Annotated in this window: 25 protein-coding genes; 15 read left to right on the top strand and 10 right to left on the bottom strand. The window is 66.7% G+C overall.

Annotated elements, in window-relative coordinates:
- Positions 1–47: 47 nt before the first annotated feature.
- Positions 48–1,046, bottom strand: coding sequence for a hypothetical protein (locus tag GV161_RS28985; RefSeq protein WP_159650511.1), 999 nt, complete (start codon positions 1,044–1,046; stop codon positions 48–50).
- A gap of 103 nt (positions 1,047–1,149) precedes the next feature.
- Entirely contained in the window at positions 1,150–1,593 is a 444-nt protein-coding gene (locus GV161_RS28980; protein WP_152012725.1) for an Lrp/AsnC family transcriptional regulator, read from the bottom strand.
- Positions 1,594–1,732: 139 nt separating this feature from the next.
- Between GV161_RS28980 and GV161_RS28975 the strand changes: the two genes are divergently transcribed.
- From GV161_RS28975 to GV161_RS28965, 3 genes are all read left to right on the top strand, one after another.
- Positions 1,733–2,785 carry an ornithine cyclodeaminase gene (locus GV161_RS28975; RefSeq protein ID WP_152012724.1) on the top strand — a complete coding sequence of 351 codons (1,053 nt, stop codon included), beginning with the start codon at positions 1,733–1,735 and terminating at the stop codon, positions 2,783–2,785.
- An 18-nt stretch (positions 2,786–2,803) separates the two neighbouring features.
- Positions 2,804–3,751 (top strand): arginine deiminase-related protein, encoded by a 948-nt coding sequence (locus tag GV161_RS28970; RefSeq protein WP_152012723.1) that lies wholly within the window; start codon positions 2,804–2,806, stop codon positions 3,749–3,751.
- Between the two features lie 188 nt (positions 3,752–3,939).
- Positions 3,940–5,187 carry an FAD-dependent oxidoreductase gene (locus GV161_RS28965; RefSeq protein ID WP_152012722.1) on the top strand — a complete coding sequence of 416 codons (1,248 nt, stop codon included), beginning with the start codon at positions 3,940–3,942 and terminating at the stop codon, positions 5,185–5,187.
- Positions 5,188–5,333: 146 nt separating this feature from the next.
- On the opposite strand, the gene GV161_RS28960 is transcribed toward GV161_RS28965, so the two are convergent.
- The 4 genes from GV161_RS28960 to GV161_RS28945 all read right to left on the bottom strand — a co-directional run bounded on the left by GV161_RS28960 (position 5,334) and on the right by GV161_RS28945 (position 8,385).
- Positions 5,334–6,209, bottom strand: coding sequence for a bile acid:sodium symporter family protein (locus GV161_RS28960; RefSeq protein ID WP_152012721.1), 876 nt, complete (start codon positions 6,207–6,209; stop codon positions 5,334–5,336).
- Positions 6,210–6,340: 131 nt separating this feature from the next.
- Positions 6,341–6,751, bottom strand: coding sequence for a DUF3574 domain-containing protein (locus GV161_RS28955; protein ID WP_152012720.1), 411 nt, complete (start codon positions 6,749–6,751; stop codon positions 6,341–6,343).
- A 78-nt stretch (positions 6,752–6,829) separates the two neighbouring features.
- Positions 6,830–8,062 carry an FAD-binding oxidoreductase gene (locus tag GV161_RS28950; protein ID WP_152012719.1) on the bottom strand — a complete coding sequence of 411 codons (1,233 nt, stop codon included), beginning with the start codon at positions 8,060–8,062 and terminating at the stop codon, positions 6,830–6,832.
- The gene (locus tag GV161_RS28945) at positions 8,059–8,385 is read right to left on the bottom strand and encodes a cupin domain-containing protein (RefSeq protein ID WP_152012718.1); all 327 of its coding nucleotides are present in this window, start codon (positions 8,383–8,385) and stop codon (positions 8,059–8,061) included. The genes GV161_RS28950 and GV161_RS28945 overlap by 4 nt, the downstream gene beginning before the upstream one ends.
- A gap of 118 nt (positions 8,386–8,503) precedes the next feature.
- On the opposite strand from GV161_RS28945, the gene GV161_RS28940 reads away from it, so the two are divergent.
- Both GV161_RS28940 and GV161_RS28935 read left to right on the top strand, forming a co-directional pair.
- Entirely contained in the window at positions 8,504–9,190 is a 687-nt protein-coding gene (locus GV161_RS28940; RefSeq protein WP_152012717.1) for a GntR family transcriptional regulator, read from the top strand.
- Positions 9,191–9,319: 129 nt separating this feature from the next.
- Positions 9,320–9,835, top strand: coding sequence for a flavin reductase (locus GV161_RS28935; RefSeq protein WP_152012716.1), 516 nt, complete (start codon positions 9,320–9,322; stop codon positions 9,833–9,835).
- A gap of 48 nt (positions 9,836–9,883) precedes the next feature.
- Here GV161_RS28935 and pcaB read toward each other — a convergent pair whose 3' ends face one another.
- Positions 9,884–11,254, bottom strand: a complete 1,371-nt coding sequence (pcaB, locus tag GV161_RS28930; RefSeq protein ID WP_152012715.1) for a 3-carboxy-cis,cis-muconate cycloisomerase — start codon at positions 11,252–11,254, stop codon at positions 9,884–9,886.
- A gap of 168 nt (positions 11,255–11,422) precedes the next feature.
- Between pcaB and GV161_RS28925 the strand changes: the two genes are divergently transcribed.
- Positions 11,423–11,875, top strand: coding sequence for a carbon monoxide dehydrogenase subunit G (locus tag GV161_RS28925; protein ID WP_152012714.1), 453 nt, complete (start codon positions 11,423–11,425; stop codon positions 11,873–11,875).
- 3 nt (positions 11,876–11,878) lie between these two features.
- Here GV161_RS28925 and GV161_RS28920 read toward each other — a convergent pair whose 3' ends face one another.
- Positions 11,879–13,222: a methyl-accepting chemotaxis protein gene (locus GV161_RS28920; protein WP_159650509.1), complete on the bottom strand. Its 1,344-nt coding sequence runs from the start codon at positions 13,220–13,222 to the stop codon at positions 11,879–11,881.
- A gap of 336 nt (positions 13,223–13,558) precedes the next feature.
- Here GV161_RS28920 and GV161_RS28915 point away from each other — a divergent pair, with 336 nt between their 5' ends.
- From GV161_RS28915 to GV161_RS28905, 3 genes are all read left to right on the top strand, one after another.
- On the top strand, positions 13,559–14,059 hold the full coding sequence (locus GV161_RS28915; protein ID WP_152012712.1) for a (2Fe-2S)-binding protein: 501 nt from the start codon (positions 13,559–13,561) through the stop codon (positions 14,057–14,059).
- A 107-nt stretch (positions 14,060–14,166) separates the two neighbouring features.
- Complete coding sequence (locus GV161_RS28910; protein WP_152012711.1) at positions 14,167–16,530, top strand: xanthine dehydrogenase family protein molybdopterin-binding subunit; 2,364 nt, start codon at positions 14,167–14,169, stop codon at positions 16,528–16,530.
- 17 nt (positions 16,531–16,547) lie between these two features.
- Positions 16,548–17,354 carry a xanthine dehydrogenase family protein subunit M gene (locus GV161_RS28905; RefSeq protein ID WP_152012710.1) on the top strand — a complete coding sequence of 269 codons (807 nt, stop codon included), beginning with the start codon at positions 16,548–16,550 and terminating at the stop codon, positions 17,352–17,354.
- Between the two features lie 127 nt (positions 17,355–17,481).
- Here GV161_RS28905 and GV161_RS28900 read toward each other — a convergent pair whose 3' ends face one another.
- Together GV161_RS28900 and GV161_RS28895 are read right to left on the bottom strand one after the other, a co-directional pair.
- Positions 17,482–17,838 (bottom strand): nuclear transport factor 2 family protein, encoded by a 357-nt coding sequence (locus GV161_RS28900; RefSeq protein WP_152012709.1) that lies wholly within the window; start codon positions 17,836–17,838, stop codon positions 17,482–17,484.
- Positions 17,839–17,912: 74 nt separating this feature from the next.
- On the bottom strand, positions 17,913–18,515 hold the full coding sequence (locus GV161_RS28895; RefSeq protein ID WP_152013545.1) for a trimeric intracellular cation channel family protein: 603 nt from the start codon (positions 18,513–18,515) through the stop codon (positions 17,913–17,915).
- A gap of 125 nt (positions 18,516–18,640) precedes the next feature.
- Here GV161_RS28895 and GV161_RS28890 point away from each other — a divergent pair, with 125 nt between their 5' ends.
- From GV161_RS28890 to GV161_RS28865, 6 genes are all read left to right on the top strand, one after another.
- Positions 18,641–19,558, top strand: a complete 918-nt coding sequence (locus tag GV161_RS28890; protein WP_152012708.1) for a MoxR family ATPase — start codon at positions 18,641–18,643, stop codon at positions 19,556–19,558.
- 103 nt (positions 19,559–19,661) lie between these two features.
- Entirely contained in the window at positions 19,662–20,036 is a 375-nt protein-coding gene (locus tag GV161_RS28885) for a nuclear transport factor 2 family protein (protein WP_152012707.1), read from the top strand.
- A 163-nt stretch (positions 20,037–20,199) separates the two neighbouring features.
- On the top strand, positions 20,200–21,399 hold the full coding sequence (locus tag GV161_RS28880; RefSeq protein ID WP_152012706.1) for a VWA domain-containing protein: 1,200 nt from the start codon (positions 20,200–20,202) through the stop codon (positions 21,397–21,399).
- A 38-nt stretch (positions 21,400–21,437) separates the two neighbouring features.
- Positions 21,438–21,764: an XdhC family protein gene (locus tag GV161_RS28875; RefSeq protein WP_126110316.1), complete on the top strand. Its 327-nt coding sequence runs from the start codon at positions 21,438–21,440 to the stop codon at positions 21,762–21,764.
- A 12-nt stretch (positions 21,765–21,776) separates the two neighbouring features.
- The gene (locus GV161_RS28870; protein ID WP_152012705.1) at positions 21,777–22,409 is read left to right on the top strand and encodes a LysE family translocator; all 633 of its coding nucleotides are present in this window, start codon (positions 21,777–21,779) and stop codon (positions 22,407–22,409) included.
- Between the two features lie 4 nt (positions 22,410–22,413).
- Positions 22,414–23,106 carry an XdhC family protein gene (locus tag GV161_RS28865; protein ID WP_152012704.1) on the top strand — a complete coding sequence of 231 codons (693 nt, stop codon included), beginning with the start codon at positions 22,414–22,416 and terminating at the stop codon, positions 23,104–23,106.
- Positions 23,107–23,262: the final 156 nt, after the last annotated feature.

The following is a 23,262-nucleotide window of genomic DNA, read 5'->3' as shown; positions in this document are numbered from 1 at the left end:
CAGACCGTCAAAGCGGCTGGTTAAGAGCAGCCTGGGAGCCGGTCTGGTCAGCTCGCGTCAGCAGAGGCCTCCTTGCGCCTGATCCGCGCTGCGACGCCGCGCAGCAGCCAGGGCAGCAGATAGATCGGGAACTGGGCCAGCGCGAAATAGAGATAGGTGGTCGGCGGTACGCCGGCGCCGAGCGCTGCAACCAGCAGGCCCATGTTCCGCTGGCCGGTGCCGTAGCCGATCATGAAGCGCTCGGAGACGGGGAAACGGCGGAGCGCGAGCCAGGCGCTGGCGAGGCCGACCGCGGAGACCAGGAAGGCGACGGCCAGGAACAGCCCGACTTGGCTCGGCCGCTCCATCGCCGCTTTGGTGACGCCGTCCATCGCCGCGATGGCGAAGACGAAATACATCAGCACGCCGAAGCCATCGAGATTGGGCTTGAGCTCCCGGATGCGCTCGGCCCCGAGCCAACGCCTGATGGCAAAAGCGACGACCATGCCGCCGCCGATGAACATCACCAGCCGCAAGGCCAGCGCCAGCCGGTCGAGCGGGACGGCGGCTCCCGCCAGCCAGTCGACCAGGAACGGTGCAATGATCGGGCTCACGATCGTGGTGACGATGACGCCGGCGATGATCAACGAGGGCTCGAAGCCGTAGAGGATGGCGACCGCCGGCGACGACATGATCGGCGGCGCTGCGCCCATGATCGCGACGCCGAGCAGCAGGCCGGGGTCGAGCGCCTCGCGCCCGAGCAAAGCGAGGGCCGCGGCGATCAGCAGCGCTGGCGTGAAGAGCAGCCAGAGGCAGGTCACGATCAGCTTCGCCGGCCGGCGCACCAGCCCGGCGATGACGCGCAGGTCGGCGCGCATGAACACGACGGTGGTGAAGCAGAAGATCGTGATCGGCAGGAGCGGGCGCGCCGCCGCCGAGAACTGCGGCAGAGCGAGGCCAAGGAAGATCGAGAGCGCGAAGCCCTGCGTGCCGTAGCGGCCGAGCAGAGCGAGGGCGGAGGCGAGGGCGGCGAGCATCGAGACCGGAGAAGTGAAACGGAGGGCCACACTGGCCGATCCGGAGGGCGGCGTCATCTGGTGCCGGCGCAGGGCGGCCTGCCGTCATTGCGCGGCCGGGTGGGACGTGGCGCCCATTTCGCTCGAAAAAGCTCTAGGCGCTGCTCAGCAGCAGGCTGGTTTCGCTGTTCGCGACACCGTCGATCATCCGCACCTCGCGCAGGATGCGGTCGAATTCGGCGAGGCTGCCGGTGCGGATGTTGGCGACCAGGTCCCAATTGCCGTTGGTGGTGTGCAGCGTGTGGACCTCCGGCAGCCCGCGCAGCTTGCGGATGACCTGAGTGGTCGACTTGCCGACGACCTCGATCATCATCACCGCATGCACAGCATTCGTGTCGTAGTCGTCGCGGACGCGGGCGGTGAAGCCGAGCAGCGTTCCGGTCTCGATCAGCCGGTCCAGCCTGTTCTGGACAGTGCCGCGGGCGACCCCCAGCACGATCGCAAGCTTGGAGAGCGAAGCGCGGCCATCGGCCCGCAACTGCGTGATCAGGGCCCGATCAAGCGTGTCGGGGACATATTTGGCGATTTCGATGACCATCGAGGCTCCTGACCGAATGGGCAATCTGTATAAGTAATCTGTTCAATTAGCTGCCAGAAATACCACAGTTCTGGTATTTCGGACAGCATGCCGCCGGCTGTAGAGTCACCTCTCAACAGCACGGGACCTGGCGCCACGCATGACCGCATTACCCCCCTCAGCGAAGGCGATGGTGCCTTTCGTCAGCGTCGACAACATGATGCGTCTCGTCCATCGGGTCGGCATCGAGACGATGCTGCGCGAGCTTACTGATCGCATCGAGGAGGATTTCCGGCGCTGGGAGAGCTTCGACAAGACTCCGCGCATCGCCAGCCATTCGCGCGACGGCGTGATCGAGCTGATGCCGACCTCGGACGGCACCATCTACGGCTGCAAATACGTCAACGGCCATCCGAAGAACGTCGCGTCCGGCCTGCAGACCGTTACTGCCTTTGGCCTGCTGGCCGAGGTCGCCAGCGGCTATCCCGTCCTGCTCACCGAGATGACCTTGCTGACCGCGCTGCGCACCGCCGCCACCTCGGCCATGGCGGCCCGGCATCTGGCACCGAAGGGCGCCCGCACCATGGCGATGATCGGCAATGGCGCGCAGGCCGAGTTCCAGGCGCTGGCAATGAAGGCGGTCATCGGTATCGAGGCGGTCAGGCTCTACGACATCGATCCTGCCGCCACCGAAAAGACGCGGCGCAACCTGCAGGGGAGCGGGCTCTCGGTCACCGCCTGCAGCACGGCGCAAGCCGCGGTCGAGGGAGCCGAAATCATCACCACTTGTACCGCCGACAAGCAGTTCGCGACGATCCTGACCGACAACATGGTCGGGCGCGGCGTTCACCTCAACGCCATCGGCGGCGACTGCCCGGGCAAGACCGAGCTCCATCGCGACATCCTGCTGCGCGCCGACACCTTCGTCGAATACCCGCCGCAGACCTGGATCGAGGGCGAAATCCAGCAGATGGACAAGGACTATCCGATCACCGAGCTCTGGCGCGTCATCACGGGGCAGGTTCCGGGCCGGCGGGATGCCAGGCAGATCACGCTGTTCGACAGCGTCGGCTTCGCGATCGAGGATTTCTCGGCGTTGCGCTATCTGCGCGAGCGCATCGGCGGCACGGACCTCTACCAGAACCTCGACATGATCGCCGATCCCGACGAGCCGCGCGATCTCTTCGGCATGCTGCAGCGCGCCGCTGACTGACCCTTCAAGGATACTCCGATGGCACGCCAGCCAGCCTTTTCCGTCCAGGCTCCCTCCGCCGTGGTCATGGTCCGGCCGCATCATTTCACGGTCAACACCGAGACCGCGGCGGACAATCATTTCCAGCGTCTGCAGGAGGAGGGGGACGATCTTGCTGAGCTCGCCTTCCAGGAGATCACGGAGGCGGCCGCGCTGCTGGAGGAGCATGGCGTTACCGTGCATCTGTTCGAGGACGAGGGCACGCTGACGCCGGATTCCGTCTTCCCGAACAACTGGTTCTCCACCCATGCCGGCGGCCATGTCGCGATCTATCCGATGAAGGCGGTCAGCCGCCGGCGCGAACGCCGCAGCGACGTCATCGAGATGCTGAAGCGCCGCTACCGGGTGCAGGAGGTGATCGACTATTCCGGCCTCGAACCGGACGGTCTCTTCCTCGAAGGCACCGGCGCCATGGTGCTCGATCATATCGACCGGATCGCCTATGCGGCCAAATCCGAACGCACCGACCCGATCATCCTGGAGCGCTTCTGCACCCAGTTCAATTTCGAGCCGATGGTGTTCTCGGCGAAGGATGGCAACGGCGCCGACATCTACCACACCAATGTGCTGATGTGCGTCGCGACCGATTTCGCCATGATCGGCCTCGACATGATCACCGATGCGGTGCGGCGCAGCGAGATCGTCGATCGTTTCGAGCGCGCCGGCCGCCAGGTGATCGCGCTCAGCAATGCGCAGATCGAGGCATTCGCCGGCAATGCGATCGAGCTTCAGGGCCGGAACGGGCGCGTCCTGGCCTTGTCGACGACGGCCTTCTCCGCCCTGACGCCCGAACAGCTCGGCATCATCGGCGAGAGTGCGCGGCCGCTGCCGCTCGCGATCCCGACGATCGAACGGGCCGGAGGCTCGACCCGCTGCACCATCGCCGGAGTGCATCTGAGCCCGCGTTCTTTCCCTTCATCGGAATGACGGGTTCGAGCCTACGCAGAAAATTGCGTAGGATCAGCTTGGATGCCAAGCGGAATCGCTGCACTGCAATAAGTGTGGCAGAAGCTGCGAAACTTTGCCGGTTTATCCGCAACATTCAACGAAATGGCTGACAGCGCTGCAGCTGGCGTTATTCTTGCTGGCGGGGAAGGCTGGCGGAGACAGGGCTGATGCGCACGGACGCGATCGTTGTTGGGGCAGGCATCGTCGGGATTTCGGTGGCGCTGCATCTGCAGAAGGCCGGCCGCTCGGTGCTGCTGGTCGATCGCGGCCAGCCTGGGGCTGAGACCAGCTACGGCAATGCCGGGCTGATCCAGCGCGAAGGCGTCTACCCCTACGGCTTCCCGCATGATTTCGGCGCTCTTATCCGCTATGCGATGAACAACACCATCGATGCGCACTATCATTGGAACGCGATCCCCAAGCTCGCGCCCTTCCTGTGGTCGTACTGGATGCATTCGCGCGCCTCGCAGCACGAGGCGATCGCCCACAAGTATGCGACCCTGATCGAGCATTGCGTCACCGAGCACGATGCGCTGGCGCAGGAAGCGGGCGCGACCGATCTCTTGCGCCGCAAGGGCTGGATGAAGGTGTTCCGGACGCCCTTCGAACAGGAGACCCGCCTGGCCGAGGCGGCGCGCTGGAAGCGCGATTACGGCCTGAACCATCGTGCGCTCGACGCGGCCGAGCTGCGCGCCGAGGAACCGCATCTCGACCAGAGCCTGATCGGCGGTCTGCACTGGACCGATCCGGTGACGGTGATCGATCCGTTCGGCCTGTCCAAGGCCTATCTGGCGCTGTTCGAAAAGCTCGGTGGACGTTTCGCCCAGGGCGATGCCGGTACGCTGACCCAAGACGGCGATCGCTGGAGCGTGACGCTGGCCGACGGCACCAAGGCGCTCGGCATGGACGCGATCGTTGCGCTCGGACCCTGGGCCGACGTGCTGACGAACCGGCTCGGCTATCGCCTGCCGCTCGCGGTCAAGCGCGGCTACCACATGCACTACAAGCCGCTCGGCAACGCCGTGCTGAACCACCCGGTGCTCGACACCGAGCGCGGCTATTTCCTGGCGCCGATGCGCCAGGGCGTGCGCCTCACCACCGGCGCCGAATTCGCCAATCGCGGCGCGCCGAAGACGCCGGTGCAGCTCGCCCGGGCCGAGCCGATCGCCAAGACCCTGTTCCCGCTCGGTGAGCGGCTCGACGCCGAGCCCTGGCTCGGCAACCGGCCGTGCACGCCGGACATGATGCCGATCATCGGTCCTGCGCCGAAGCACAGGAACCTGTGGTTCTCCTTCGGCCACGCCCATCACGGGCTGACGCTGGCGGCGGTGACTGGGCGCATGGTTGCCGAGATGGTGAGCGGGCAGAAGGTCTTCGTCGATCCGACGCCATTCGCGCCGGCGCGGTTCGGCTGATTACCTCCCCTCATCGCGGTGTCATCCTGGACGTAGCGAAGCGAAGATCCGGGATCCATTCCTGAGCCTATCCGATAGAGGTTCCGGAACGGGTCCCGGGTTTCCCTCCGGTCGCTCGGGACGACTCGCGCTTTTTCGGTAAGGAATCAGGCTCTGGCGGGGAAATTCCTGCTGGAGCGCAGCAGCCAGACGGCGAAGGCCGACGCCGTCACGTACATGATCAGGCTGTAGATGCCGGGCACCACGGCTGCAGCCGGGTTGCGCAGCACGTTGAGGGCGATGAAGATCGCCAGAGCGGCATTGTGGATGCCGATCTCCATGGCTATCGCCACCGCCTGCCCCTTTGGCAGGCGCAGCGCCAGCGGGGCGAGGTAGCCGGTGAGCATGCTGACGAGGTTGAAGGCGAGGCAGGCGCCACCGACCGCGATCAGGCTCGGCAGCAGCGCCTTGCGCTCGATATAGATCGCGCCGGCGATCAGCACGGCGAGCACCAGGATCGAGAAGATCTTGATCGGCGCCTCGGCGCGGATGGCGAAGCGCTCGGCCCGAGCGCGGATCAGCATGCCGATCGCGACCGGGATCAGGATGATCGCGCCGACCTCGATCACCTTGCGGTGGGGCGGCGGCACATAGTGCTCGGCGTCGAGGAAATAGCTGAGCGAGAGGTCGAGCACGATCGGCAGGGTCAGCAGGCAGAGCAGGCTGTTGACCGCCGTCAGCGTGATGTTGAGCGCAACGTCACCGCGGGCGAGGTGGCTGTAGATATTGGCCGTCGCTCCGCCGGGAGCCGCCGCCAGCAGCATCAGGCCGATGGCATGGTCGGCCGACAGCTTCAGGCCGATCGCGATCGCGAAGGCGGCGAGGGGCAGCAGCAGGACCTGGAGGAAGAGGCCGAAGCCGACGGCGAGCGGATAGCGCGCGACGCGGCGGAAATCCTCGATCGTCAGGCTCAGGCCGAGGCCGAGCATGACGATGCCGATGGCGAGCGGCAACAGCAGATCGGTCAGGATCGAAGCCTGCATTGCGCGTTTCCCCTTGTCGGCATTTTCTATGCCGCAGCGTCAGGCTAGTTGAGGAATGGTGGCCAGGCCACTGACCTCGCGGAGTCTTTTCGCGACAAGGTTTCCACTTTCCTCGCTGGGGCGATCTAACGTTAGAACGAGGCGCAGGCCGGCTTCAGGATCAGCCCGACCGATTGTTGATCGAAGCGGTGTTTGTAGGCCTCGGTGATGGCGGTGAGCTTGTCGCGGTTGCCGGCGTCGTCAGGCAGGACGATGAGCACAAGCTTGCTCGGCTCGCGGATCAGCCCTCCGCGCTCGCGGTCGCGATACTGCCCGCTAGCGTCGAGGATGGTGAGGCCATCGGGAAAACGCGGCGTCATCTCCTCGTCGATGAAGCGGCGGAAGTCCGTTTCGCTGACGCCGATGCGGTCGCCGATCTTGCGGCCGAAGAGCAATTCGGCTGATAGCATCGCCTGCTGGCCGGGCGCGCAGGCCTGCGGCGCGAGGCTGGTGCAGCCGGCGATCGCGGTTGCCGTAAGAAGCGCAAAGCCGAGTCGGATCATGACGTTACCCTTGTCGGCTAAGGCTTTGATTCAATGGCTTCAGCCGCCGATTCAAAGCCTAACGCCGGCGAGGTCTGATCAGAAGCGCTGCGGGCTGAAATAGCTCATGTCGATCGCGGCCGGCCGGCCGGCGATCAACGCTGCGACGAGACCGGCCGTCGCGGTCGACTGGGTCATGCCGTAATGGCCGTGGCCGAAGGCGTAGACGACATTGGGGTTGCGGCTCGCCTTGCCGATGACGGGCAGGGAGTCCGGCAGCGAGGGGCGGAAGCCCATCCAGAGCGTGCCGCTCTCGAAGGCCGGCAGACCGTCCACTAGCTTCGTCGCCTTGTCGTAGAGCGCCTTGGTCCGGGCGTGGTTCGGTGGTGCCTGCAGGCCACCGAACTCGACCGCTCCGCCGATGCGCAGGCCGCTTTCCAGCGGGGTCATGACGAAACCGTCATCCTTGAAGCCGATCGGGCGGCTGGTCAGGCCGGTCACGCCCGGGAAGCTGACATTGTAGCCGCGCTCGGTGTCGAGCGGGATGGTATCACCCATCGCCGCCGCCAGCGGCTTCGACCAGGCGCCGGCCGCGACGACGACGCGATCGACAACGCGCTGCCAGCCATTGGGGCCGACCAAAGCAGGGCGCTCGCCCATCGAGATGTTGGTGACCTCGGCCTTCTCATAGGTGGCGCCGCGCGCCAGCGCCGTCTCGAACAGCGCCATGGTGAGCGCGAGCGGGTCGCTGATATGGGCGCAGTCGGGATGGAAGGCGGCGCCGGCGAAGCGATCCCTGAGCGCCGGCTCGAGTTGGCGCAATTCCTCCGACTTCAGCATGTCGACGGCGATGCCGGCGGCGCGCTGGCGCCGGGCGAGCGCTTCGAGCCCGGCGGTGTCGCCCGGATTGCTGTAGGTGTAGAGCGCGCCGCGGCGATGGATATGCCCGCTTATCCCGGCCTTCTCGGCGCGCGCCAGCCAGGCCGGCAGCGCCAGTTGCTGGATGGCGATCATGCCGGCGATCGAGCGCTCATAGGCGGCGGGACGCGCCGCGAGCAGGAAGCGCGCCAGCCAGGGCAGCAAGTGCGGGAGATAGCCGAGGCGGATCGCCAGCGGCCCGAGCGGATCGAGCAGGAAGCCCGGCACCTTGCGCAGCATGTTCGGGCTGGCGATCGGCAGCACGTCGGTATGCGCGATGATGCCGGCATTGCCGCGCGAGGGACCGAAGGCCGGACCTTCCTTGTCGAGGATCAGGACTTCGTGGCCCTCGTCGAGCAAGGCATGGGCGGTGGCCGTGCCGACGATGCCGGCGCCGATGATCGCGATCTTCATGTTGTCGGCAGGAGCTTGAGCGCCGCCGGCTGCTTCACCTCGATCTCGACGAAGGCGATCGGGTGGGGCGAGCCGTTCATCACATCGTGCTGGATGCCAGCCTGGCGCATATAGGCCTGGCCCTCTGCCAGCGGCACGTCGGTCTCCTTGCTGCCGTCATGGATGCGCAAGGTCCCGGCGACCAGCATGATCACGAAATAGGGCCAGCCATGGCTGTGCCAGCCGGTGACCGCGCCCGGTTCGAAGTCCCAGCGCGTGATCCGGACGGTGTCGTCGTCCTGCTGAAGCGTGGCGACGGCGGGGATCGTGCAGGTGAACGCCATGTCGCCTCCATGCGCGGATTATTAACCGCCGATCGGCCGGCTTGCCCGCCTTGCGGTCCTGTTGAAAGTTCTGATATATCAATGCAATCCGAAGCGTCAAGCATCACGGGTGCCGCCCATGACCGAGGATGCCCGCGTTTCCGGTGAGGATTCCGTCGGCGCTCGCGCCTCCGCCAGCCTGTCGGATCTGGCCTATCGCCGCCTCGAGGAAGCGATCGTGACCCTGTCGCTGCGGCCGGGCGCAGTGCTGACCGAGGCGCAGATGATCGACCTCGTCGGCGTCGGCCGCACGCCGGTACGTGAGGCACTGATCCGGCTGGCGCAGCAGGGGCTGGTCGAGATCCTGCCGCGCAAGGGCGTCGCCGTCACCGCCATCGACGCGATCGACGTGATGGCGGCACTCGACGCCCGCGAGGTACTGGAGCGCCTGATCGCGGCCGAGGCGGCCAAGCGCGCCGGCCCGGCTGAGCGCAGCGCCATCCTGGCCAAGGCCCGGGCGATGCGCGAGGCGGCGCAGGCGGACGACGTCAACGCCTATATGCGCCTCGACAAGGAGCTCGATACGCTGGTCGCGGCGGCGGCGCGCAGCCCCTATGCCAGCCGGGCGGTCGAGCCGCTGCAGGCGCTGATCCGCCGGGCCTGGTACTTCTTCGACCGGCAGATCGATCTGGTGCCGGCCGCGCAGCACCATGTGATCCTTGCCCAGGCGCTGGTCGCGGGCGAGCCGGAGGCGGCCGCCGAGGCGAGCGATGCGTTGATGGGACATCTGCGTGCCGGGCTGCTCGCGGCCCTGAGGCGCGAGTAAGCGGGCCGCGCCGCTGTGATATATCTTAACCTTGCTGCAGAATCGCCCGGAATGTCGACAATTGATGCAACTGGCCTTTTACCCCTGCGCGCTTAGATAAAAGGCAGTAACCTCGCGCAGAGTTGGGCGATGAACAGCATGGTCGATGCCGCCTTACGCGCCGCGCTTCCCGATGCGCAGGCCTTTCGCGAGGCGATGGCGCAGGTGGCGAGCGCCACCCATATCGTGACGACCCTGGGGCCGGCGGGCCGTTCGGGGCTGACGGCGACTGCCGTCAGTTCGGTCTCGGTTTCGCCTCCGACCGTGCTCGTCTGCATCGAGGCCGCCAGCCGGACGCTGGCGGCGATCGAGGAGAGCGGCATCTTCTGCGTGAACACGCTGGCGGCTGCCGATCACGAGCTCGCCACGGTGTTCTCGGGCCGGCGCGGCCTGATGGGCGAGGAGCGCTTCGCCATCGGCGAATGGGGCGAGCTTTCGACCGGGGCGCCGGTGCTGGCGAGCGCGCTCGCCAGCTTCGATTGCCGTGTGGCGGCTGTTCACCGCGTCACCACCCATCGCATCCTGATCGGCCAGGTGGTCGCGCTCGGCGGCGGCGGTTCCGGTCCGGGGCTGGTCTATCGCCATCGCCGTTTCGGCGGCTTCTGAAGCAGGCTTTTCCAGACTTCTCGCCGCGACCTTTGCCCGGCCGGGCACTCAGCCATTGCCGCTCATATACTCGCGCTCCTCCTCGTAGAGGACGAGGATGCGGTCGATGATCGCGTCGGTCGCGCCGCGATAGGTGGTCGGGTCGAACAAGTCGTCGAGTTCCTCGCCGGTGAGCCTGCCTGCCAGTGTCGGATGCTCGGCCAGCACCTCCTTGAGATGGCGGCCGCTGGCGATGCAGTCGCGGCTGGCATCCTCGAGCAGGTGATGGGCCTCGCCGCGGCCGATCGTCTGCGCCAGCGCGAGCGAGACACGCTCGGCCATGACGAGGCCGTTGGTGAGGTCGAGATTGTACTGCATCTGCTCGGGGAAGACCTGCAGCCCCTCGACCAGGGCGACGGCGTGGTCGAGCGCAACGCCGGCGATCAGGAAGAGCTCGCGCAAGGTCGGCCATTCGGCGTGCCAGCCGCCCATGGCGCGCTCATGCTCCTGCGGCATCGCCGCGAGCATGGTCGCAACCAGCCCCGGCGTCCGCTTGGCCGCGGTCAGGATCAGCGTGCACAGCACCGGGTTGCGCTTGTGCGGCATGGCGGAAGAACCGCCTTTGCCCGGCGCTTCAGGCTCGGCCAGCTCGCCGATCTCGGTCTGCGCCATCAGGGCGATGTCACCGGCCATCTTGCCGAGATGGCCCAGCAGCAGGCCAAGCTCGGTCGCGATCCGGGCCGGGCGCCGGCGCTGCGTGTGCCAGGGCACACGCACGGCACCGATCGAGGGCATGGTGCGGGCGAAGGCTTCCGAGACCGCATCGGCCTTGTCGCCAAGCGAGGCGAGGCTGCCAGCGGCGCCGCCGAGCTGATGCGCCGCTTCCCCCCAGATCATGAAGTCGTCATGGAAGGAGACGATCGGGTCCAGCCAGTTGGCCGCCTTGAGCCCGAAGGAGATCGGGACCGCATGCTGGAGGAAGGTGCGGCCGATCATCGGGGTGCGGCGATGATCACGGGCGAGAGCGGCGAGCGCATGGGCGAGGCGGGCGGAGCGGGCGAGGATCAGGTCCTGCGCGGCCCGGTACTGCTGGGCCTGGCCGGAATCGATCACGTCCTGGCTGGTCGCGCCGTAATGCACCCATTTCGCCGCGTCGGCATCGGCAGCGGCGACACGGGCCGTCAGCGCCTTGACCAGCGGGATCGCCGGGTTGCCGGCGAGCGTCGCGGCCTTGCCGATCGCGGCGATGTCGTAGAGCTCGGCCTTGCACTGCGGAGCGATCGCCTCCGCCGCCGTAGCAGGGATGACGCCGGATTCCGCTTCGGCTCGGGCGAGGGCGGCTTCGAAATCGAGCATGCCCTGCAGCGCGGCGCGATCGTCGAGGACGGCCGCCATCTCGTGGTCGGCGAAGAGCTCGCCATAGAGGCCACCCTCAGCCATGTCGGCGCGCGCCTTGGTGCGGAGCGGTCATTGCAACCCACATCCCAGCTTCGTCCTCTTGTGCGCGCCGGTCGTTTCCGGCCATGGATTAAGGGAACTTGGATAGACCCGAGGCGGGCCGGGCTGCAACATGTCAGTGGCTTCGGAAAACGGTGAGGAACTCAGCCCATGGCGATGACGATGAACGGCGAGGCGACGCTGCCCGCAGCCAAGCAGGTGGTCTGGGAAAAGCTCAACGACGCCGAGGTGCTGAAGGCCTGCATCCCTGGCTGCGAGCAGCTCACCAAGGATGACGACACGCATTTCTCGGCGGTGGTGAAGATCAAGCTCGGCCCGGTGAAGGCGACCTTCAAGGGCAAGGTCGAATTGCAGGACCTCGACCCGCCGAACGGCTATCGCATCGTCGGCGAGGGCGAGGGCGGCATCGCCGGCTTCGCCAAGGGCGGCGCCAAGGTCATGCTCGAAGATGCCGAGGGCGGGCAGACCCTGCTGCGCTACGAGGTCGATGCTCAGGTCGGCGGCAAGCTGATGCAGCTCGGCTCGCGCCTGATCGATTCGGTCTCGAAGAAGCTGGCCGACGAGTTCTTCGCCAATTTCGCCAAGGCGGTCAGCGAGGGCTGACGCTCACGAGGCGCGGCGCAGTGCCGCCAGTGCCTCGCTGACCGTCGTTTCGGCCGCGCCGACCTGGAGGGCGATGTCGGCGGCGGCGGAGTTGGCGCGCTCCAGCGCCTTCTCGGTCTTGCCGAGGCTGTCGTTGACACGAGTGGCGCTATCGATCGCCTCGTCCGAACCGTGCGCGACCTCGGCGGCGTGCCGGGCGATGCCGCCGGTGACGCTGCTCTGCTGGGCGACCGCGTCCGAGATCGCCTCCGAATCCGACTTGATCTCGCCGATGGTCGCGCCGATCGAGGCGGCACGGACGCCGCAGGCTTCGGCGCTGGCCGACAGCTCGGCGATCTGGGCGGCGATCTCCTGTGTCGCCGAGGCGGTCTGCGTCGCCAGCGACTTCACTTCGGCTGCGACCACGGCGAAGCCGCGGCCGGATTCGCCGGCGCGGGCCGCCTCGATGGTGGCGTTGAGGGCGAGGAGATTGGTCTGCGCGGCGATGTCGGCGATCATGCCGACCACGGTGCCGATGCTGCTGGTGACGTGGCGCAGCCGGGCGATCGCCTCGTCCATCGCCTCGGCATCGGCGACGGCGCGGTTGGCGATCTCGAGGCTCTGGCGGGCGCGCTGGCCGATCTCGGCGATGTTGGCCGACATCTCCTCGGTCGCGGCCGCGGTCTGCATCGCCTTCTCGCGGACGAGCAGCGAGCTCTGGGTGACCGAGCCGACCTGATCCTTGATGAAGCTGCTGGCCGCCGAGGTCTCGCCGGCGGTTTCGACGAAGAGATCGACCGCCTTGCTGATCGCGCCGTCGAGCTGGCCGATGCGCGAGGTCAGCGTCGCGGCGACCTCGTCGAGCGCGACGCCGCGGCGGCGAGCCTCCGCCGCCTCGAATTCGCGGTCGAGCGACATGGCGGTGTTGACGTCATAGGTCAGCACCCGCTCGATGATGAAGAGATCATGCGGGATGTCGTGCCGCGAGAAGATGAGCCGCGTGCGGCTCTCTTCTAGGAAGATGCGGAACAAGGTGAAGGCGATCGAGGCGCGGGCGCGGGCGCCGACCTGGCCGTGCCGCTCCAGAAGCGTGAGCTGCTCGAGCGAGTCGCAGTAATTCTGATCGAAATCGCCGTCGAAGAGTAGGCGGAAATGATTGGCTTCGGCCGCGAAAAGCTCGGTCGCGACCGGCTCTACCGCCAGTTTCAGCATTGGATGGATCGAGAAGGCGCGCGCGAAATCCTGCTCGACGACCTCGACGATGACACGCTCGACCGTGGCGCGATAACGGCGCAGGCGCCGGCGCTGGCGTTCGTCGAAGCCGATCGCCATCAGGCGACGCTGGACGTGTTCGAGGATCGTGGCCAACCGCGCCATCCGTGAGCGCGACGATCGGAGATCGTCATTCCAGCGGGAGATGGTGCTCCGATGTCGTTAAGATTCTGCGAAGCGCTCGCCCGCCAGTTGTGACGTCCCGATGATGGCCTGCGAGCGTCAACTGCCAAAACCATGCAAAAACATCGCCAAACCGGGCCGCTTGCGGAAGGGCTGCCCGCTTGACCGCGGAAAATCCCGGGTCCACATTGGTTTTTGAAGTTGTTCCAAGGAAATTCTCCGCTGGTCCGTGACGGGCCGGCGCATGGATCGTTCGGCCTTCGAGATGTCGTCGGCCGTACAGAAAACAGGCTTTCGGAGGAGTGCCCCATGGCCAATCTGTCCATGACGGTGAACGGCAAGTCCGTCACCGCGACTGTCGATCCGCGCACCCTCCTGGTGCAGTTTCTCAGAGAAAATCTCCGGCTGACCGGAACGCATGTCGGCTGCGACACCAGCCAATGCGGCGCCTGCGTCGTGCATCTCGACGGCAAGGCGGTGAAGGCCTGCACCACGCTGGCGCTGTCCTGCGAGGGCGCTTCGGTGACGACGATCGAGGGGCTGGCAAATGGCGGGGCGCTGCATCCGATGCAGGAGGCCTTCCGTGAGCATCACGGCCTGCAATGCGGCTTCTGCACGCCGGGGATGATCATGTCGGCGGTCGATATCGTGAACCGGCGCGGCAACCACCTCGACGAGAAGACGATCCGCGAGGACCTCGAAGGCAATATCTGCCGCTGCACCGGCTACCACAACATCGTCAAGGCGATCGCCGCCGGCGCCGAGGCGATGGGCACGGGCGCCAAGCCGGCTCGGCAGGCCGCTGAATAGCGTGTTCACCAGGCTGTGCCAGCTAAGGCCGGCGCCGCCTTCTTCCGATGTGATCCCCGAAACATGCTGATAGCGCCCGCCAAGAGGCGCCACGCCAGGAGGAATCCATGTCCGCCACCGGAATCGGCGCTCCCGTCCGCCGCAAGGAAGACCACCGCTTCATCACCGGCCAGGGCCGCTATACCGACGACATCAACCGGCCGGGCCAGGCCCATGCCTATTTCCTGCGCTCGCCGCATGCCCACGCCACGCTGAAGACGATCGATACGAAAGCCGCTGCGGCGATGCCCGGTGTGCTGGGGATCTTCACCGGCGATGATCTCGCTGCCGACAAGGTCGGCGGGCTGATCTGCGGCTGGATGATCCACAACAAGGACGGCTCGCCGATGAGGGCAGGCCCGCACCCGGCGCTGGCGCAAGGCAAGGTCCGCTATGTCGGCGACCACATTGCGGTCGTCGTCGCCGAGACGCTGGCGCAGGCGCGCGACGCGGCCGAGGCGATCGTCGTCGACTACGGTGTGCTGCCGGCGGTGGTCGATACGGCGGGCGCTGCGAAATCGAAGACGCAGGTTCATGCCGAGGCGCCGGACAATACGGTGTTCAACTGGCATCTCGGCGACAAAAGCGCGACGGATGCCGCGTTCAAGGCGGCCAAGCACGTCACCAAGCTCGACATCGTCAACAACCGGCTGGTGCCGAATCCGATGGAGCCGCGCGCCGCGGTCGGCGATTACGACCAGGGCGAGGGCGCCTTCACGCTCTACACCACCAGCCAGAACCCGCATGTGGCGCGGCTGGTGCTCTCGGCCTTCATCGGCATCGCGCCGGAGAACAAGCTGCGCGTGATCGCCCCCGATGTCGGCGGCGGCTTCGGCTCGAAGATCTTCATCTATGCCGAGGAGACGGTCTGTGTCTGGGCGGCGAAGAAGGTCGGCCGTCCCGTGAAATGGACCTCGGACCGGACCGAGGCCTTCCTCTCTGACGCGCATGGCCGCGACCACGTCACCCATGCCGAGCTCGCCATGGACGGCGAGGGCAAGATGCTGGCGATGCGGGTGCATACCACCGCCAATCTCGGCGCCTATCTCTCGACCTTCTCGTCGTCGGTGCCGACCTATCTCTACGCGCCGCTGCTGTCCGGCCAGTACGACATCCCGGCGATCTATTGCGAGGTCGATGCGGTCTACACCAATACCGCTCCGGTCGACGCCTATCGCGGTGCTGGGCGTCCGGAAGCGACCTTCGTGGTCGAGCGGCTGGTCGAGGTCGCAGCACGCGAGCTCGGCAAGGATCCGGCCAAGTTCCGCACGCAGAATTTCGTCAGGAAGTTCCCGCACCAGACGCCGGTGATCATGATGTACGACACCGGCAACTACAGCGCCTCGCTGAAGAAGGCGCTGGAGACGATCGACTACAAGGGCTTCGCCAAGCGCCGCCGCGATTCCGCCCGCAGCGGCAAGCTGCGCGGCATCGGCTTCTCCGCCTATATCGAGGCCTGCGGCATCGCGCCCTCGGCCGCGGTCGGCTCGCTCGGTGCCGGCGTCGGCCTGTGGGAATCGGCCGAGGTCCGGGTCAACCCGATCGGCACGGTCGAGGTCCTGACCGGCTCGCACAGCCACGGCCAAGGCCATGAGACCACCTTCGCCCAACTTGTCTCCGACCGGCTCGGCGTGCCGCTGGAGAACGTCTCGATCATCCATGGCGACACCGACAAGGTGCAGATGGGCATGGGCACCTATGGCTCGCGCTCGGGCGCCGTCGGCATGTCGGCGATCTTCAAAGCGATCGACAAGGTGATCGCCAAGGGCAAGAAGGTCGCAGCCTATGTGCTGGAGGCCGACGAGGCCGATATCGACTTCAAGGATGGCAACTTCACCGTCAAGGGCACCGACCGGACGCTCGATTTCGGCTCCTGCGCCCTGCAGGCCTATGTCGCGCACAAGTTCAACGGCCAGGACCTCGAGCCGGGGCTGAAGGAGGGGGCATTCTACGACCCGACCAACTTCACCTTCCCGGCCGGCGTCCATATCTGCGAGCTCGAGATCGATCCGGACACCGGTATCACCAGGATCGAGCGCTGGGCCGCGGTCGATGATTTCGGCAATGTCATCAATCCGATGATCGTCGAGGGCCAGGTCCATGGCGGCATTGCCCAGGGCGTCGGCCAGGCGCTGCTCGAAGGCGCCCGCTACAATGCCGACGGCCAGCTCGTGACCGCGAGCTTCATGGACTACTGCATGCCGCGCGCCGACGATCTGCCGTCCTTCGAGGTCGGCATGACGGTGACGCCGTGCCCGTCGAACCCGCTGGGGATCAAGGGCTGCGGCGAGGCCGGCGCCATCGCCGCGCCGCCCGCGGTCATCAACGCCATCACCGACGCGCTCGGCCATGAGGACATCGCCATGCCGGCGACGCCCCAGGCCGTCTGGCGCGCCGCGCAGAAAACGCTCAGCCGCATGGCTGCCGAGTGATCTGAAAGGACGAGACGATGTACGCCTTCACCTATCACCGCCCGGCGACCGCGCGTCAGGCCGCCAGCCTCCTCGCCAAGAAGGAGGACGCCAAGCTCCTCGCCGGCGGCCACACCTTGCTGCCGACGATGAAGCAGCGCCTGGCTTCGCCCGGCGCCCTCGTCGATCTCTCCTCCTGCGCCGACCTCAAGGGCATCACCCGCAAGGGCCGCAACCTCGTGATCGGTGCCATGACGACCCATGCCGAGGTCGCCGCCTCGCCCGATGTGCAGGAGGCGATCCCGGCGCTGGCCTATCTCGCCAGCCATATCGGCGACCCGCATGTGCGCCATCGCGGCACGATCGGCGGCTCAGTCGCCAACAACGACCCGGCGGCCGATTATCCGGCGGCGCTGCTGGCGCTGGGCGCGACGGTGGTGACCAACAAGCGCAAGCTGCCGGCGGAGGAGTTCTTCAGCGGCCTCTACGAGACGGCGCTGGATGAGGGTGAGATCGTCGTCAGGATCTCGTTCCCGGTCGCCTCCAAGGCGGGCTACGCCAAGTTCCGCAATCCGGCCTCGCGTTATGCGCTGGTCGGCGTCTTCGTCGCCAAGCGCGGCAGCGAGATCGCGGTGGCGGTCACCGGGGCAGGCGAGGGCGGTGTTTTCCGCTGGCCGGAAGCGGAAGCGGCGCTGAAGGCGCGCTTCGCGGGCAAATCGCTCGACGGCCTCAAGCACACCGCCAAGGGCATCAATGGCGACATCCACGCCGATGCCGAGTACCGCGCCCATCTCATCGGCGTGATGGCCAAGCAGGCGGTCGCGCAGGCGACGGGGAAGGCCTGAAGACTGCAGCGCGTCATGCTCGGGCTTGACCCGAGCATCTCAGGCCGGAGAGGGCGCCAGCCGGCGCCTTCTCGTCACGAGATTCCCGGGTCTGCGCTTCGCTTCGCCCGGGAATGACGGAGTCGGCTCAATAGAAGAACCGCTCCTCGGCGATCTTGCCGTCCTTCACGGTGTAGAGCCCGATCTCGTGCATCTTGCGGCGCTCGCCGCTCTCCTTGACGGTGACGTCGAAGTAGAAGTGCACGGCGAACTGGTCGCCGTTGAGATAGGGGCCTGCGGTGGTGAATTCGTGGACCTCGTGATTGGCGGTCCACCACTCGCCCTTGCCCTTCACCGCCTGCTTGCCATGGCACTCCGCCATCGGCCCGGGCATGTTCTCGTAGCTGGCGATATCGTCGGCGTTGTAGCTGCGTGCCGCGTCCTCATGCTTGCCTTCCTTGAGAAGGGCGACGAAATCGGCAGCGAGTTGGGCTGTCTCGGTCATGGCTTGTCCTCCGCCCGCAATCTGGCGGAGCCTGCAACCAGAACCCGGCAGCAGAGTGACATTGGCGCAGGCGCTCAGTGCAGATCGCGCGTGTAGACGAATTTCGGCATGCTCCAGTTGAAGCGGAGCGCCAGCAGGCGCAGCATCAGTCCGACCGTCATCGCCAGCACCGTGACGAAATCATGCGGCAGCTCGACGCCGAGCCCGGCGACATAGATCAGCCCGGTCACCACCGAGACGGTGGCGTAGAGCTCGCTGCGGAAGAGCAATGGAATATCGGCGCAGAGCATGTCGCGCAGCACGCCGCCGACGCAGCCGGTGATTAGCCCGGCGGTGATCACGATGATGAAAGGCTGCTGCATCTCCAGCGCGACATTGCAGCCGATCACGGTGAACAGCACGAGGCCGATGGCGTCGAGCAGCAGGAAGATCTTGCGCAGCCGGTGCATGAACCGGGCGAGGCCGATGGTGACGAGCGCCGCGCCGGCGGTGATCAGCAGGTAATGCGGATGCTTGACCCAGCTCAGCGGATAATGGCCGAGCAGCATGTCGCGCACCGAGCCGCCGCCGAGCGCCGTGATGCAGCCGAGCATGCAGACGCCGACCCAGTCCATGCTTCGGCGGCCGGCCGCCAATGCAGCCGACATGGCTTCGACGATGATCGCGACGATGTACATTACGCCGAGCACGCCGGACTCTCCGCTCGCTATCCCTTCGGCCTGTTAGGGACTAAGGATCGTGACAGGTCAAACCGGCCTTGCCAGGCTGGCGCCGCTGCGACATCTGCCAAGACCGGGACCGCATGACTACTGCCTCACTGCCGACCTCCATCGACGCCACGCTGTCCCTGCTGCAATCCCAGGGCTATGTCTCCGACCGGGCACTGGCGACCGTGCTCTTCCTGGCGCTCCGGATGAAGCGGCCGCTGCTGCTCGAAGGCGAGGCCGGCACCGGCAAGACCGAGATCGCCAAGGTGCTGTCCGCCGCGCTCGGGCGCCGGCTGATCCGCCTGCAATGCTATGAGGGGCTCGACCTCGCCTCGGCCGTCTACGAATGGAACTATGCCGGCCAGATGATGGCGATCCGCCTCGCCGAGGCCGGCGGCGTCGCCGGCGATCGCGCGCGTCTGGAGAGCGACCTGTTCTCCGAGCGCTATCTGGTCAAGCGGCCGCTGCTGCAGGCGCTGGAGCCGCAGGAGGGCGGGGCGCCGATCCTGCTGATCGACGAGCTCGACCGCACCGACGAGGCCTTCGAGGCCTTCCTGCTCGAGGTGCTGGCCGATGCGCAGGTGACGATCCCCGAGCTCGGCACGATCAAGGCCGCCGAGCCGCCGATCGTGATCCTGACCTCGAACCGAACGCGCGAGATCCATGACGCGCTGAAGCGCCGCTGCCTCTATCACTGGGTCGGCTATCCCGACGCCGCCCGCGAGCTCGCGATCCTCAAGGCGAAGGCGCCGGCCGCGCCGGCTAAGCTGGCGAAGCAGGTGGTTTCCTTCGTGCAGGCGATCCGCAAGGAGGAGTTGTTCAAGGCGCCGGGCGTCGCCGAGACGCTCGACTGGGCGAGCGCGCTGGTCGAGCTTGATGCGGTCGCGCTCGACCCGGCGATCGTCTCCGACACGCTGGGCGCACTGCTGAAGTATCAGGACGATATCCAGGCGATGCAGGGCTCCAAGGTCGGCGAGTTGCTCGACCAGGCCAAGCAGGCGGCGCGGGGGTAGCGCATCGTCATGGTCGGCCTTGTGCCGACCATCCACGTCTTTCCCTGCATCCGCGCCGCTTGACGTGGGTGCTCAGGACAAGCCGAGCACAACGGAGTGATTGATGAACGATGACATCAAGGCGATCGAGGCCGCGACCTGGACCTATCTCGACGGGCTCTATGAAGGCAACGTCGACAAGCTGACATCGGTCTTCCACCCAACCAGCGCGCTGACCCAGTCGCTCGACGGCGAGCTCAAGGTCGTGCCGCGCGAGCAGTGGTTCGAAGCGGTGCGAAACCGTAGATCGCCGAAGGAGACCGGGCTGGAGCGCGGCGACCACATCCTCGCGATCGATCTGGTCGGGCCGACCATGGCGCTGGTCAAGGTCAAGTGCCAGATGCCGCCGCGCTATTTCACCGATCTTCTGTCCTTCCTGAAGGTCGACGGCAAATGGGTCGTGGCGCAGAAGGTGTTCATGACCGAGACGGCCGCGTGATGATTTCATCGAAGCGCTGCCGCCTTTCTCCCTCCCCCCGCTTGCGGTGGGGAGGGTTGGGGTGGGGGGCAGTGCCGCTTGGCGAGGCGATGAAGGGTAGGGTTCCAGCTTTCCGGCCCCCCATCCCTAACCCTTCCCCACCGCAAGCGGGGGGAAGGGAACAATGACCGGCAAGCTGCCCGAAAACGTCGCCTATTTTGCCCGCGCTCTGCGGGGCGCCGGCCTGCGCGTGGGCTCAGGCGCCGTGGTCGAGGCCGTCGAGGCGCTGGCTGATGGCGCGCTCGGTGGGCGTGACGATGTTTATTGGGCGCTGCATGCGATCTTCGTGAAGAAGCACGAGGATTCGGCCGTCTACGATCAGGCCTTCCGGCTGTTCTGGCGCCGGCGCGGGCTGATCGAGAAACTGATGGCGCAGATGTCGCCGGTGACGCCGCGGGTCGACAGTGAGCCGCAGAAGCCGGAGGCGGGAGCCTTGCGCGTCGCCGAGGCCTTCACCCCGCCGCCGCGCGAGGAGGAGCCGCCGGTCGAATTGACCGAGCTGAGCGCGCGGCTCACCGTCTCCGAACGCGAGACGCTGAAATCGCGCGATTTCGCCCAGATGAGCGCGGCCGAGATCGCGAGGGCGCGCCAGCTCATCGCGGAACTTCGCCTACCCAATGATGCGGTGCCGACGCGGCGTTTCCAACCTGCTCATGTCGGGGCAAGGATCGATCCGCGCCGCACTTTCCGCCGTTCGCTCAGAGGTGGCGGCGCCTCGATCGATCTTGCTTTCCGCGAGCGAGCCGAGGTTCATCCGCCACTGGTCGCGCTCGTCGACATCTCAGGCTCGATGGCGGAGTATTCGCGCATCTTCCTGCATTTCCTGCATGCGGTCACCGAGCAGCGCCGGCGCGTGCACTCCTTCGTCTTCGGCACGCGCCTGACCAATGTCACGCGCAGCCTGCGCGCCCGCGACCCGGACGAGGCTCTGGCGCTCGCCGGCAAGGCGGCGCCGGACTGGGAGGGCGGCACGCGCATCGCTTCGGCGCTGCACGCTTTCAACCGGGTCTGGTCGCGCCGGGTGCTGGCGGGCGGGGCGGTGGTGCTGCTCTTCACCGACGGGCTGGAGCGGCATTTGGGCCCCGATCTGTCCTTCGAGATGGACCGGCTGCACCGCTCCTGCCGCCAACTGACCTGGCTCAACCCGCTCTTGCGCTATGATGCCTTCGAGGCGCGCGCCAGCGGCATCAGGGCGATGCTGCCGCATGTCGACCAGTTCCGGCCGATCCACAATCTTGCGGCGATGGTGGATCTGTGCGCCGCGCTGTCGTCTGACGCACGGCAGGTCACCGATCCGCGCCAGTGGTTGAAGAAGGCGGGTTGAGGCATGATCTCAACCGTATCCGTAGCGGGACCGCTCCCATGATCAGCACCGACACCGACATCCTCGCCACCGCCGAGGCCTGGGCCAAAGCCGGGCGCGGCGTCGCACTCGCCACCGTGGTCGAGACCTGGGGCTCGGCCCCGCGCCCGGTCGGCTCGCATCTCGTCATCGACGGCGAGGGCAATTTCCTCGGCTCGGTCTCGGGCGGCTGCGTCGAAGGCGCGGTCGTGGCCGAAGCCGGCGACGTCATTGCCGACGGCAAGCCGCGCACGCTGGAATTCGGAGTTGCCGACGAGACCGCCTGGCAGGTCGGCCTCTCCTGCGGCGGCCGGATCAAGGTCTATGTCGAGCCGGTCAAGGCTTAAGGGAGCCCGTCGATGCCCTCCTGGGAAACACTCCTCGCCTTCGCGACGGTGACGCTGCTCATCGCCTATTTCCCCGGTCCGGCACTGCTCTATACGGCGGCGCAGACCATCGCCCATGGCCGCAAGGCCGGGCTGATGGCGATGCTCGGCATCCATCTCGGCTGCTATCTCCACGTCATTGCCGCAGCCTTCGGCCTGTCGGCGGTGTTCAAGCACGTGCCTGAGCTCTACGTCGCGGTGAAGATCGTCGGCGCGCTCTATCTGGTCTGGCTCGGCATCGGCATGATCCGCTCCAAGCTCGGCAGCGCCGATGTGCAGGCCGTGGCGCCCGCCAAGACGATCCGGCGCGCCTTGATCGATTCCTTCATCGTCGAGGTGCTGAACCCGAAAGTCGCGCTGTTCTTCATCGCGCTCTTGCCGCAGTTCGTCGATCCTACTGCGGCGCTGCCGGTCTGGGCGCAGTTCCTGATCCTTGGCACGATCGTCAACTTCGCCTTCTCCTCGGCCGACCTGATCACTGTCCTCGCTGCCAGCCTGGTGATGAAAACGATGAAGGCGAGCCGCGCCGGCTTCGCGCTCGGGCGCTGGCTCGGCGGCTCGCTGATGATCGGGCTCGGCCTCAAGCTCGCCACCGACAAGGGCTGACCCCGTGGATCTCAAGCTTCTCTCCACGCTCAACGCCGAGCGCGCCGCCAGGCGCGCGACGGTGCTGGTCACCGATCTCGGGTCAGGGGAGCAGCGGCTGGTCAAGGAGGCCGATCTCGCGGGCGATCCACTAGTGGAGGCGCTCGACAAGCAGTTGCGCAGCGGCAAGAGCGGCACTGTCGAGGTCGACGGCAAGACCTATTTCCTGACCGTGCAGGCACCGCCACCGCGCATCGTCGTCACCGGTGCGGTCCATATCTCGCAGGCCTTGGCGCCGATGGCGAAGCTGCTCGATCTCGACATCGTGGTCATCGACCCGCGCACCGCCTTCGCCACGCAGGAGCGCTTCCCGGAGGTGACTTTGCTGGCACAGTGGCCGGAGGAGGCGCTGCAGACGGTGCCGTTCGACGGCTACACCGCCTTCGTCGCGCTGACGCATGATCCGAAGATCGACGACCCCGCCTTGCAGGCGGCGCTGCGCTCGACCTGTTTCTATATCGGCGCGCTCGGCAGCCGGAAGACGCATGGCAAGCGGCTGGAGCGGCTTGCCGAGGCCGGCTTCGGCGAGGCCGATGTGAAACGCATCCACGCGCCGATCGGCCTCGACATCGGCGCCGTCTCGCCAGCCGAGATTGCGCTCGCCATCCTCGGAGAGATCGTGCAGGCCCTGCGCGGCCCGCGTCGCAAGCCTGTTTGACGGTGGCGACTCGGCTGTCCTGCGAGGACATACGCGAGTCGTCCCGGACAAGCAGCGAAGCTGCGCAGATCCGGGACCCATTCCGGAACCTTTTCGGAAAGGCTCCGGAATGGGTCCTGGGTCTCCCTCCGGTCGCCCGGGACGACTTGAAAGGGC

Origin of the sequence: Bosea sp. 29B, assembly GCF_902506165.1 — a bacterium.
Classification (GTDB): domain Bacteria; phylum Pseudomonadota; class Alphaproteobacteria; order Rhizobiales; family Beijerinckiaceae; genus Allobosea.
This window is presented reverse-complemented; position numbering and strand designations above follow the sequence as displayed.

Coding starts and splice junctions, on each gene's coding strand:
- GV161_RS28980 (WP_152012725.1), bottom strand. CDS start 1,593: ATGGTCATCGAAATCGCCAAATATGTCCCCGACACGCTTGATCGGGCC.
- GV161_RS28975 (WP_152012724.1), top strand. CDS start 1,733: ATGACCGCATTACCCCCCTCAGCGAAGGCGATGGTGCCTTTCGTCAGC.
- GV161_RS28970 (WP_152012723.1), top strand. CDS start 2,804: ATGGCACGCCAGCCAGCCTTTTCCGTCCAGGCTCCCTCCGCCGTGGTC.
- GV161_RS28965 (WP_152012722.1), top strand. CDS start 3,940: ATGCGCACGGACGCGATCGTTGTTGGGGCAGGCATCGTCGGGATTTCG.
- GV161_RS28960 (WP_152012721.1), bottom strand. CDS start 6,209: ATGCAGGCTTCGATCCTGACCGATCTGCTGTTGCCGCTCGCCATCGGC.
- GV161_RS28955 (WP_152012720.1), bottom strand. CDS start 6,751: ATGATCCGACTCGGCTTTGCGCTTCTTACGGCAACCGCGATCGCCGGC.
- GV161_RS28950 (WP_152012719.1), bottom strand. CDS start 8,062: ATGAAGATCGCGATCATCGGCGCCGGCATCGTCGGCACGGCCACCGCC.
- GV161_RS28945 (WP_152012718.1), bottom strand. CDS start 8,385: ATGGCGTTCACCTGCACGATCCCCGCCGTCGCCACGCTTCAGCAGGAC.
- GV161_RS28940 (WP_152012717.1), top strand. CDS start 8,504: ATGACCGAGGATGCCCGCGTTTCCGGTGAGGATTCCGTCGGCGCTCGC.
- GV161_RS28935 (WP_152012716.1), top strand. CDS start 9,320: ATGAACAGCATGGTCGATGCCGCCTTACGCGCCGCGCTTCCCGATGCG.
- pcaB (WP_152012715.1), bottom strand. CDS start 11,254: ATGGCTGAGGGTGGCCTCTATGGCGAGCTCTTCGCCGACCACGAGATG.
- GV161_RS28925 (WP_152012714.1), top strand. CDS start 11,423: ATGGCGATGACGATGAACGGCGAGGCGACGCTGCCCGCAGCCAAGCAG.
- GV161_RS28915 (WP_152012712.1), top strand. CDS start 13,559: ATGGCCAATCTGTCCATGACGGTGAACGGCAAGTCCGTCACCGCGACT.
- GV161_RS28910 (WP_152012711.1), top strand. CDS start 14,167: ATGTCCGCCACCGGAATCGGCGCTCCCGTCCGCCGCAAGGAAGACCAC.
- GV161_RS28905 (WP_152012710.1), top strand. CDS start 16,548: ATGTACGCCTTCACCTATCACCGCCCGGCGACCGCGCGTCAGGCCGCC.
- GV161_RS28900 (WP_152012709.1), bottom strand. CDS start 17,838: ATGACCGAGACAGCCCAACTCGCTGCCGATTTCGTCGCCCTTCTCAAG.
- GV161_RS28895 (WP_152013545.1), bottom strand. CDS start 18,515: ATGTACATCGTCGCGATCATCGTCGAAGCCATGTCGGCTGCATTGGCG.
- GV161_RS28890 (WP_152012708.1), top strand. CDS start 18,641: ATGACTACTGCCTCACTGCCGACCTCCATCGACGCCACGCTGTCCCTG.
- GV161_RS28885 (WP_152012707.1), top strand. CDS start 19,662: ATGAACGATGACATCAAGGCGATCGAGGCCGCGACCTGGACCTATCTC.
- GV161_RS28880 (WP_152012706.1), top strand. CDS start 20,200: ATGACCGGCAAGCTGCCCGAAAACGTCGCCTATTTTGCCCGCGCTCTG.
- GV161_RS28875 (WP_126110316.1), top strand. CDS start 21,438: ATGATCAGCACCGACACCGACATCCTCGCCACCGCCGAGGCCTGGGCC.
- GV161_RS28870 (WP_152012705.1), top strand. CDS start 21,777: ATGCCCTCCTGGGAAACACTCCTCGCCTTCGCGACGGTGACGCTGCTC.